This window comes from Pseudomonas syringae pv. cilantro, from assembly GCF_001293775.1.
In the GTDB taxonomy this organism is placed as follows: Bacteria; Pseudomonadota; Gammaproteobacteria; order Pseudomonadales; family Pseudomonadaceae; genus Aquipseudomonas; species Aquipseudomonas syringae_P.
On record NZ_LGLN01000033.1, the window covers coordinates 472,796 to 482,211 of the forward strand.

General features: G+C 61.1%; 11 protein-coding genes. 5 read left to right on the plus strand and 6 right to left on the minus strand.

All coding sequences use genetic code 11. The annotated features are described in order from the left end of the window. Positions 1–164: 164 nt before the first annotated feature. Entirely contained in the window at positions 165–1,619 is a 1,455-nt protein-coding gene (locus ABJ99_RS09125; protein WP_054085541.1) for a TrkH family potassium uptake protein, read from the minus strand. 173 nt (positions 1,620–1,792) lie between these two features. On the opposite strand from ABJ99_RS09125, the gene ABJ99_RS09130 reads away from it, so the two are divergent. Then, positions 1,793–2,353, plus strand: coding sequence for a nitroreductase family protein (locus ABJ99_RS09130; protein ID WP_054085542.1), 561 nt, complete (start codon positions 1,793–1,795; stop codon positions 2,351–2,353). A gap of 44 nt (positions 2,354–2,397) precedes the next feature. On the opposite strand, the gene ABJ99_RS09135 is transcribed toward ABJ99_RS09130, so the two are convergent. From ABJ99_RS09135 to ABJ99_RS09155, 5 genes are all read right to left on the minus strand, one after another. Further along, positions 2,398–3,750: a sensor histidine kinase gene (locus tag ABJ99_RS09135; protein WP_054085543.1), complete on the minus strand. Its 1,353-nt coding sequence runs from the start codon at positions 3,748–3,750 to the stop codon at positions 2,398–2,400. A gap of 86 nt (positions 3,751–3,836) precedes the next feature. After that, entirely contained in the window at positions 3,837–4,316 is a 480-nt protein-coding gene (locus ABJ99_RS09140; protein ID WP_054085544.1) for a Spy/CpxP family protein refolding chaperone, read from the minus strand. Between the two features lie 197 nt (positions 4,317–4,513). Next, entirely contained in the window at positions 4,514–5,191 is a 678-nt protein-coding gene (locus ABJ99_RS09145; protein WP_054085545.1) for a response regulator transcription factor, read from the minus strand. A gap of 88 nt (positions 5,192–5,279) precedes the next feature. Then, the gene (locus tag ABJ99_RS09150) at positions 5,280–5,579 is read right to left on the minus strand and encodes a YciI family protein (RefSeq protein ID WP_007251384.1); all 300 of its coding nucleotides are present in this window, start codon (positions 5,577–5,579) and stop codon (positions 5,280–5,282) included. A gap of 1 nt (position 5,580) precedes the next feature. Continuing rightward, positions 5,581–6,177, minus strand: a complete 597-nt coding sequence (locus tag ABJ99_RS09155) for a septation protein A (RefSeq protein WP_054085546.1) — start codon at positions 6,175–6,177, stop codon at positions 5,581–5,583. 65 nt (positions 6,178–6,242) lie between these two features. Here ABJ99_RS09155 and ABJ99_RS09160 point away from each other — a divergent pair, with 65 nt between their 5' ends. From ABJ99_RS09160 to scpB, 4 genes are all read left to right on the plus strand, one after another. After that, entirely contained in the window at positions 6,243–7,106 is an 864-nt protein-coding gene (locus ABJ99_RS09160) for a PHP domain-containing protein (protein WP_054085547.1), read from the plus strand. Between the two features lie 13 nt (positions 7,107–7,119). Beyond that, complete coding sequence (locus tag ABJ99_RS09165) at positions 7,120–7,749, plus strand: L-threonylcarbamoyladenylate synthase (protein ID WP_024646391.1); 630 nt, start codon at positions 7,120–7,122, stop codon at positions 7,747–7,749. Between the two features lie 86 nt (positions 7,750–7,835). Next, positions 7,836–8,567, plus strand: a complete 732-nt coding sequence (locus tag ABJ99_RS09170; RefSeq protein WP_373413255.1) for a segregation and condensation protein A — start codon at positions 7,836–7,838, stop codon at positions 8,565–8,567. Between the two features lie 15 nt (positions 8,568–8,582). Next, entirely contained in the window at positions 8,583–9,344 is a 762-nt protein-coding gene (gene scpB / locus ABJ99_RS09175; protein ID WP_054085549.1) for an SMC-Scp complex subunit ScpB, read from the plus strand. Positions 9,345–9,416: the final 72 nt, after the last annotated feature.

The window sequence follows — 9,416 nt, forward strand, 5'->3', positions numbered from 1 at the left end:
GCGGAGAAGAGTTCGGTACAGCCTCCAGGAATAAGGTGTTTGGACCAGCGTCTTCGTGAGCAAGCTCACTCCCACAGACATTTCTGGCCAGCCAGATACTGCGGTTTCAGCCCCGTTTTTTGGGCTCTTCAAGATGTGTTTATCACGATGAGCGCTGTCCGGCCTCAATGCCGCCAGAACGCCGGCACGCACAACACCAGCACAGTGATGATCTCCAGCCGGCCGAGCAGCATACCGCCGGACAGAATCCACTTGGCCGCATCCGGCAGAGTCGAGAAATTGCCGGCCGGACCGATGACCTCGCCCAGCCCCGGCCCGACACCGGAAACCGTGCTGGCCGCCCCCGTCAGTGCCGTCATCCAGTCCAGCCCGAGCAGTGACAGCATCAGCGCGATCAGGCAGATGGTAATGGTGAAAAAGAACGAAAAGGTCAGAATCGAGCGAACGATTTCGTCGTCCAGCCGATGGCCGTTGTACTTCTGCTTCATCACCGCACGCGGGTGAATCAGTTGATTGAGGTTGGTCTTGAGCAGAATGTAAGCCACCTGAAAGCGGAAAATTTTCACCCCGCCGGCTGTCGAGCCGGAGCAACCGCCGATGAAACCCAGATAAAAGAACAGCATCAGCGAAAAATTGCCCCACAGGCTGTAGTCACCCAGTGCAAAACCAGTAGTGGTTACCACCGACGTCACGTTCAGCGCCACATGGCGCAGCGCTTCGGTCCACGGCAAGTCAGTGGTATTGGCGTACCACACGGTCATCACCAGCCAGGTAATCAGCAACAGGCCGATCAGCCCCTGCACCTGCTCATCCTTGATCAACGCCTTGCGGTTGCCGCGCAGGGTGGCGACATACAGCGTAAAGGGCAGGCTGCCGAGAATCATCACCACAATCGCCACCCAGTGCACCGCAGGCTGCGGCCACTTGGCCAGCGACAGGTCGGACGTAGAGAAACCACCGGTGGAAATGGCCGACATTGCGTGATTGATCGCGTCGAACAGGCTCATGCCCGCCGCCCAGAACGCCAGACTGCCCAGCGCGGTAAAGCCGACATAGGCCAGCACGATGAACTTGGCCACCATGTGCGAGCGCGGCATGACCTTTTCCGAGCGGTCCGAAGACTCGGTCTGGAACAGTCGCATGCCACCAATGCGCAGCAACGGCAGAATCGCCACCGCCATGCCGATAAAGCCGATGCCGCCCAGCCAGTGCAACATCGAGCGCCAGATCAGAATGCCCGGCGACATGCTGTCCAGGTGGCTGAGCACTGTAGAGCCGGTGGCGGTAATGCCCGACATACTCTCGAAGAAAGAGTCGGTGTAGCTGATGTGCTGGGTCAGCAGAAAGGGCAGGGCGGCGAAGATGCATACCACGATCCAGCTGGACACCGTGAGCATGTACATGTCGCGGGGGCGCAATTGAACGTTATCGGGGCGGCCCGGCACCACCAGCGCCAGCCCGGCGATAAACGTGATCGCGCTGGCCCACAGAAATTCGCGCAAGTCTTCGAAGCGGTCGTAGATGACCAGTGTGGCCATGGGCACAACCATGGCGACCGCCAGCGTGATCAGAAAGATGCCGATGATGAAACCGATGATGCGAAAGGTCGGCAACGACATGAAAGACTCTGGCTGGCGTAAGGAAAGCCGCCATTCTACCTGCGCTTGGAGGCATGTAAACCAGTGCAGGCGTGGGGCGTTTCGGCAAGACAGGTAAGGATTTGTCCGCCAGGCTCGTTATTGACAGTCAACAGGCTCTAGAATATCCAGCCCATCTTTCAAGGGGAAAGCCCATGCAGGCGCTCGACGCTTTGCTCAATCGCGTGTCGGTTCCGCGACTGGTAGACCCGGCCCCGGACGCGGCGCAGCGGGAAATCATGTTTGGCGCAGCGTTGCGCTCGCCTGATCACGGCCAACTTAAGCCTTATCGCTTTCTGACGGTTGAAGGTTCGGCCCGAGAGCGTATGGGCGAAATGCTGGTCGAAGCGCTGCAACAGAGCGGTGCAGAAGTCACCCCGAAGGCTCTGGAAAAAGCCCGGCTTGGCCCATTGCGTGCGCCGCTGGTCGTGGTGGTGATCGCCCGCTTGCAGGATCATTTCAAGGTCCCGCGCTCGGAGCAACTGATTACCGCTGGTTGCGCCGCCCACGGCGTGCTGCAAGCTGCTTACGCGCTAGGCGTCGGAGCGGTCTGGCGCACGGGCGAGCTGTCCTATACGCCGCATGTCGCCAAAGGCTTCGGGCTTGAAGCGGATGAAGAAGTGATCGGCTTTCTGTACCTGGGCACGCCGCAAAACCCGCCACGCCCGGCCCCGAAGGTTGACGTGAATGAGTTCGTCAGCGAGTGGCAGGGCTAGGGTCTGTTCCCGTTTCATCGCTCGCTATGAAACGGGAACAGACCCTAGACCGAAGCGGGCGTTACCGGTTCCAGCGGCAGGTCCAGTGTGGCGATGAAGCCACCGTCCGGGTGATTGCCCAAGATCAGGGTTCCGCCATGCCGCTCCGCTGCCCGCCTGGCAATTGCCAGCCCCAGGCCGTGACCCGGTGTGGTCTGGCCGGGGGCGCGGTAAAACGGTTCGCCCAGTTGCGCCAGGTGTTCTGCGGCAACCCTCGGGCCGTGATCGCGGACGCTCAGGCGGATATGACCGCCGACCTGAACGGCCTGTAAATCGATACGTTGCCCCGGCGCATTGAAACGCAGGGCATTGCGCAACAGATTGTCCAGCGCCCGCTCGATCATGTCCGGCCAGCCTTGCAATTGCAGACCGTCCTGAATCTCGACCCGAATGTTTTGCTCGGCGCCGTCCAGATGCGTGTCGTGCTTCAGGCGTTGTAGCAATTCGTCGAGATGCACGGCCTCGGGGTGGCCGAAATCAGCATCCAGCCGTGCCAACGCCAGAATCTCGCTGATCAGCGCTTCCAGGCGATCACATTCGCGACTCAGCCGTGGCCACAGCTTTTCACGTTCGGCAGGCTCCGCACGTTCGGCCAGCGCCAGGGCGATGCGCAGTCGAGCCAGCGGCGAACGCAACTCGTGGGAAACGTCGCGCAACAACTGGCGCTGGCTGCCGATCAGGCTTTGCAGGCGTGCACCCATGCGGTTGAAGTCAGTGGCCAGCACGCCGAACTCGTCACGTCGATTGGCCAGTTGTCCTAGGCTGTGCTGCTGATAACTGGTCTGCCCCAGATCATGCACTGCGCCGCGCAGACGGTTCAGCGGACGGGTGATCGACAGCGTCACGAACAGGCTGAACAGGGTCAGCACCACCAACGCGATGCCCAGCGCACTCAGTGGCCACATCAGGCTCTGGCGGTGCCAGGCGTCAAGTTCCGGGTGGGGGACGCGGTAGATGAACAGGTAGGTTTCGCCGGTTTTCGGGCTGGTGTACTCAGTGGCCAGACGCCTCCAGGGCAACTTCCGGCCGTTGTCATCGGCGTCTTCCTGCTGGCGGGCTTCAAATGCGGCGGCGCGAGGTGGGAAGGTGCCGCGCACCACAGGCTCGCCGCTGTCACTCAGCACCTGAACGTCGATGCGGTTGCGCCGCTTGATGTCCTGAAGAAATGCCTGGGCGTCATCCGCGCCCTGTTCTTCGAAGCGTTGCGTCCATTGTTCCGGCAGCACGTTGAGTACCGGATGGCGGTTGAGGATCCAGGCGTCCTGATTGAGCATGTGCCCCATGAGGACCGACAAGCCGCCGACCAGGGCAATCGCCAGCCAGAAGCTGGCCAGGATTCGCCAGAACAATGAACGCACGGGATTTCCTCGATCTCAGTAAAAAAGCCCGGCATGCGTTTGCATGCCGGGTCCGGTTCAGCTCATCGGGCCAGAAGGCCTGACGATTACAGCGTTTTTGCAGTTTTTGCCGCTTTCCAGGCCTTGAACTCGGCCCATTCGGCGCGACGCTCGTCCTGCTTCTTCTTGATTTCGTCGAACTGTTTCTGCTGATCAGGCTTGAGCAGTGCACGAATCTCGCTGTCGGTCTTGGAGCGCTTGGCTTCGATTTCGTCGCGCATTGCTTTCTGGTCCGCTGCCGGCATTTTTTCCAGGTAGCTCTGCGTGATCTCGCGGCGTTCGTGCATCTGTTCGCGCATCAGACGGTCGATCTGTTGACGCTGTTCACGTGTCAGGTCCAGCTCGGCCATGGGTCCTTTCGGGCCTGGACCGCGATGCATGCCTGGGACTGGGCCCCGGTCATCACGCTCGATGTGCATGCCGGGTGCGTCTGCATCAGGGCCACCGGCGGGTGGCGCTGGCGGAGCGGCCATGGCGATGGCAGGCAGGGCAGATGCGAACATCAAAGCGATCAGGGTCTTGCGCATGGTGTATCTCCTTGTCTCTAGTGCGGCTCGATGCCGATGAGCCCAGTTTAGGGAGAACAAGGTCAAGCGCGGTCAGCGCTTGGTAAAGCTTGTGTAAGGGCAGCTGCAAGTGGATAGCTGCAAGCCAGGAGCGGCAAGCTAGAAGCTACGCGCGCTCTGCTTCAACTTGCAGCTTGCCAGTTGAAGCTTGCCGCTGCTCAAAGAGCATAATAGTACCCGCGACTGCGCAGGGCTACGATGCGCGGCCGGCCATCAGCGTGCGGTCCGATCTTCTTGCGCAGGTTGCTGACGTGCATGTCCAGGCTGCGGTCATAAAGCGTCAGTTTGCGGCCCAGCGCCAATTGCGCCAGTTCCTGTTTGTCCAGCGGCTCGCCGGGTTGACGCATCAGCGCTTCCAGCAGGCGGCTCTCGGACACCGTAAGGGTCAATTCCTTTTCATCGACGCTGACCACGCCACGCATCGGGCTGAAGGTCAGGTCGCCCAGCTCAAGCTGGGTAGACGACGCAACCGGATGGCTGCGGCGCAGTACCGCGCGCAGGCGGGCCGTGAGTTCGCGCGGGTCGCAGGGTTTTGCCAGGTAATCGTCAGCGCCCAGTTCCAGCCCGAGAATGCGGTCCAGCGGCTCGCCGCGTGCCGACAGCATCACCACCGGAAGGTCCGGGTGTTCGGAACGCAACTGCTTGAGCAACTCCAGACCACTGCCGTCGGGCAGCATGACATCCAGCACCACCGCAGACGGCGCTGAATCGGCCAACGCCTTGCGCGCGCTGGAGCCGTTGTGGCAGGCACGCACCTGAAAACCTTCCTGACTCAGCCAACTGCTTAGCAGCTCGCAGAGCTCCTGGTCATCGTCGATCAGTAACAGCTCGCTCATGATTCACTCATTTTGGCCACTGCCTTCATGCAGCACAGCTCTGCCTCGATCAGGAGGCAGAGCTGCGTAGGGTTGGGTCAGGCTGAGATCAGGGCAGGACTTGCTTGAACGGTTTGACCACGACATTGGCATAGACGCCCGCCGCAACGAACGGGTCGGCTTCGGCCCAGGCTTTGGCTGCGCTCAGTGATTCGAACTCGGCGACGATCAGGCTGCCGCTGAAACCGGCAGCGCCGGGGTCGTTGCTGTCGACCGCTGGGTGCGGGCCAGCCAGTACCAGGTGGCCTGCATCCTTGAGCGCGTTCAGACGCTCAAGGTGCGCAGGTCGGACGCTCATGCGTTTTTCCAGCGAGTTTTCGACGTCAGTGGCAATGATTGCGTAGAGCATGTCAGTCCTCGGATTTGGTCGTATTGGGGGCGGTATCGTGCAGGTGGCGTGACAGGTAGATGCCTTGGCCGACCAGGAACAGCAGGGTCATGCCCAGGCTGCCGAATACTTTGAAGTCGACCCAGAATTCCTGATAAGTAAACGCTACGTACAGGTTGGCTGCGCCGCAGAACAGGAAGAAAATGATCCAGGCGATGTTCAGTTTCGTCCAGATGGCAGCCGGCAGGGTCAGCGCGTGGCCCATGATGCGCTGGATAAGCGGGCGATCACCGATAAAATGACTGCCGGCAAACGCCACGGCAAACAGCCAGTTGACCACCGGGGCTTTCCACTTGAGGAAGGTTTCGCTATGGAAAGCCAGCGTCAGGCTGCCGAACACCAGACAGGCGACCAGCGTCAGCCATTGGCTCTTTTCCAGTTTGCGCTGCTTGATGTAAAGAATGCCGTAGACCACCACCGAACTGATGATGAGCATGGCCGTTGCGCTGAATATGCCACCGAACGTGTAGCTGTTGCCGAGGATATCCACGGCACGCGGCTCGGTTTTGTAGACGATGAAAAACAGCAGCAGCGGGATGAAGTCGATGAATTGTTTCACAATGGCAGCCAGAAGCAGGATGTGGCGGCATAATAACAAACATCAATGAACACGAAAGCACCACTATGAATGTTGACCTGCATTGCCACAGCACCGCTTCCGACGGGGCACTCTCGCCCACGGCGCTGGTTGCCCGTGCTCATGAAAACGGCGTGCGCGTCCTTTCCCTGACCGATCACGACACCCTCGAAGGGCTTGAAGAAGCCCGCGCGGCGGCGCATTCATTGGGCATGCAGCTGGTCAACGGGGTCGAGTTGTCCTGCACCTGGGGTGGCGCGACCATCCACGTTCTGGGCTACGGGTTCGACACTCAGGCCCCGGCGCTGATCGAAGCCATCGCCCGATTGCATGAAGGCCGCTGGCTGCGTGCCGAAGAAATCAGCCGGAAATTGGCGATCAAAGGTATGCCTGGCGCGCTGGAAGGTGCTCGCGCGATCCAGCAAGAGCTGGGCGACAGCGGCAACGCGCCGGCGCGACCGCACTTCGCCGATTTCATGGTGCGTGCCGGTTTCGTCAAGGATCGCGCCGAGGCGTTTCGCAAATGGCTGGGTGCAGGCAAACTGGGTGACGTCAAGCAGCACTGGCCGATCCTGGAAGACACCGTTGCAACCTTGCGTGCCTCCGGCGCGTGGGTCAGCCTCGCGCATCCTTCGCATTATGACTTTACGCGCAGTAAACGGCGTAAACTGGTCGGCGATTTCGTCCAGGCCGGCGGGCACGCCATCGAAGTGGTCAATGGCATGCAGCCTGCTGATCAGGTCGGAACCCTCTCCATCCTGGCGCGTGAGTTCGGTCTGCTGGTCAGTGCCGGCAGTGACTTCCACGGCCCCGGCACTTGGGGCGAGATCGGCACGTACCGCCCGGTGCCCGAGGATCTACCGCTGTTATCGTGCAGATTCAAACATGAACAGCCTACTGCCGCCGTCTGAACAGGAAGTTACCGTGAGTCAATTTTTCCAGGTCCATCCGGAAAACCCGCAGCCGCGCCTGATCAAACAGGCCGCGGAAATCATAAAAGCCGGCGGGCTGGTGGTGTACCCGACAGATTCGTCCTACGCGCTGGGTTGCCAGATCGGCGACAAGAGCGCCATTGAGCGCATTCGCCGCCTGCGCCAGCTGGACGACAAACACAACTTCACCCTGATGTGCTGCGACCTTTCGCAGCTGGGTCTGTTTGCCAAAGTCGACACTGGCGCGTTCCGCGCGCTCAAGGCGCATACGCCGGGGCCGTACACCTTTATTCTCAACGCCACCCGCGAAGTGCCGCGTCTGGTCCTGCACCCCAAGCGCCGCACCATCGGCTTGCGGGTGCCGAGCCATCCCATTGCCCAAGCGCTGCTGGAGCAACTGGGCGAGCCGCTGATGAGCGTCAGCCTGATCATGCCCGGCGACAGCGTGCCGCTCAGCGATCCTTATGAAATGCGCCAGATTCTCGAGCATCACGTCGACCTGATCATCGATGGCGGGATCGGCGGTATTTCGGCGTCCACGGTCATCAACCTGTCCGAGGGTGAGCCGCAGATCGTGCGGGTCGGCTGCGGCGATCCAACCCCGTTCGGTGAACGCGCTTAATGACCGTCGTCGAGGCCGCAGACAGCCAGGCCGATGCCCAGCAGGAACTGCCGTTCGCGCTGGTCTATGGGCGTGCGGTCACGCAGATGCCGCTGGACCTGTACATTCCACCGGATGCGCTCGAGGTTTTTCTCGAAGCATTCGAAGGGCCGCTCGACCTGCTTCTGTACCTGATTCGTAAACAGAACATCGACATACTCGACATCCCGGTTGCGGAAATCACCAAGCAGTACATGGGTTACGTCGAGCTGATGAAGACCGTGCGCCTCGAGCTGGCTGCCGAATACCTCGTCATGGCCGCCATGCTGGCCGAGATCAAGTCGCGCATGTTGCTGCCGCGTTCGGCGGAAATCGAAGAGGAAGAGGGCGACCCGCGTGCGGAGCTGATCCGTCGCCTGCAGGAGTACGAGCGTTTCAAGGCCGCCGCCGAAGGCATCGATGGCTTGAAGCGGGTCGGCCGCGACGTCATCGTGCCGAAACTCGACGCTCCCGAAGCCCGTGCGCGCAAATTGTTGCCGGACGTCAGCCTTGAAGAGGTGCTGATGTCCATGGCCGAGGTGCTGCACCGTGGCGACATGTTCGAAAGCCATCAGGTCAGCCGCGAGGCGTTGTCCACCCGCGAGCGCATGAGTGACGTGCTGGAACGCCTCAAGGGCGGTGGTTTTGTGCCGTTTGCCGAGCTGTTTACCGCAGACGAAGGGCGTCTGGGTGTGGTCGTGACATTCATGGCTGTGCTTGAGCTGGTCAAAGAGTCGCTGGTCGAGTTGGTCCAAAACGAGCCCTTTGCGGCGATCCATGTCCGGGCGCGAGCCGAGTAGAGCAAGAACACACCCATGAACCTCAACGAACCCCGCGAACTGGCCCCGTTGCTCGAAGCGTTTCTGCTGGCCTCCGGAAAACCGCAGACGCTGGAGCGGCTTTATGAGCTGTTCGAGGAGGGCGAACGTCCCGAGCCGGCGGTGTTCAAAAAGGCGCTGGAAGTGCTGCGCAAATCCTGCGAGGGGCGTGCGTTTGAGCTCAAGGAAGTGGCCTCGGGCTATCGCCTGCAGATTCGCGACCGGTTTTCGCCGTGGGTTGGAAGACTGTGGGAAGAGCGTCCGCAGCGTTACTCCCGCGCGATGCTGGAAACCCTGGCGCTGATTGCTTATCGCCAGCCGATCACCCGTGGCGAAATCGAAGACGTGCGCGGCGTGGCGGTGAACAGCCATATCGTCAAGACCCTGCTAGAGCGCGAGTGGATTCGCGTGGTGGGCTACCGCGACGTGCCGGGTAAACCAGCGATGTTCGCAACCACCAAAGGCTTTCTCGACCATTTCAACCTCAGGAGCCTGGACGAACTGCCACCACTGGCCGACCTGCGCGAAATGGAAACAGAGCCGGTCATGGATTTCGAGGACGCCCCTGTGCCCGCACACCTGCAAGCCCTCGCCGACGCCAGCCTCGACCCCGACGCAGAGCCCGAAGCCCCCCGCGACGAAACCAGCTTCCGCACCCTGCTGGTGGAACTGGACTCGATGGAACAGGGCCTCAAGACCGACTTCGACGACCTGCTGCGCGCGGAGCCGGAGGCTGAGAACGAGGAAGGCGAGGTCTGATTCTCGCCAGCGCTCCAGTGTTATACACAAGCCCCCCCGATGCCCATAGACCGGGCTTCTGGCCGAAGGCCG

Excerpts from the sequence above, each read along its gene's own strand:
- ABJ99_RS09125 (WP_054085541.1), bottom strand. The coding sequence starts at position 1,619 with ATGTCGTTGCCGACCTTTCGCATCATCGGTTTCATCATCGGCATCTTT.
- ABJ99_RS09130 (WP_054085542.1), top strand. The coding sequence starts at position 1,793 with ATGCAGGCGCTCGACGCTTTGCTCAATCGCGTGTCGGTTCCGCGACTG.
- ABJ99_RS09140 (WP_054085544.1), bottom strand. The coding sequence starts at position 4,316 with ATGCGCAAGACCCTGATCGCTTTGATGTTCGCATCTGCCCTGCCTGCC.
- ABJ99_RS09145 (WP_054085545.1), bottom strand. The coding sequence starts at position 5,191 with ATGAGCGAGCTGTTACTGATCGACGATGACCAGGAGCTCTGCGAGCTG.
- ABJ99_RS09150 (WP_007251384.1), bottom strand. The coding sequence starts at position 5,579 with ATGCTCTACGCAATCATTGCCACTGACGTCGAAAACTCGCTGGAAAAA.
- ABJ99_RS09160 (WP_054085547.1), top strand. The coding sequence starts at position 6,243 with ATGAATGTTGACCTGCATTGCCACAGCACCGCTTCCGACGGGGCACTC.
- ABJ99_RS09170 (WP_373413255.1), top strand. The coding sequence starts at position 7,836 with ATGCCGCTGGACCTGTACATTCCACCGGATGCGCTCGAGGTTTTTCTC.
- scpB (WP_054085549.1), top strand. The coding sequence starts at position 8,583 with ATGAACCTCAACGAACCCCGCGAACTGGCCCCGTTGCTCGAAGCGTTT.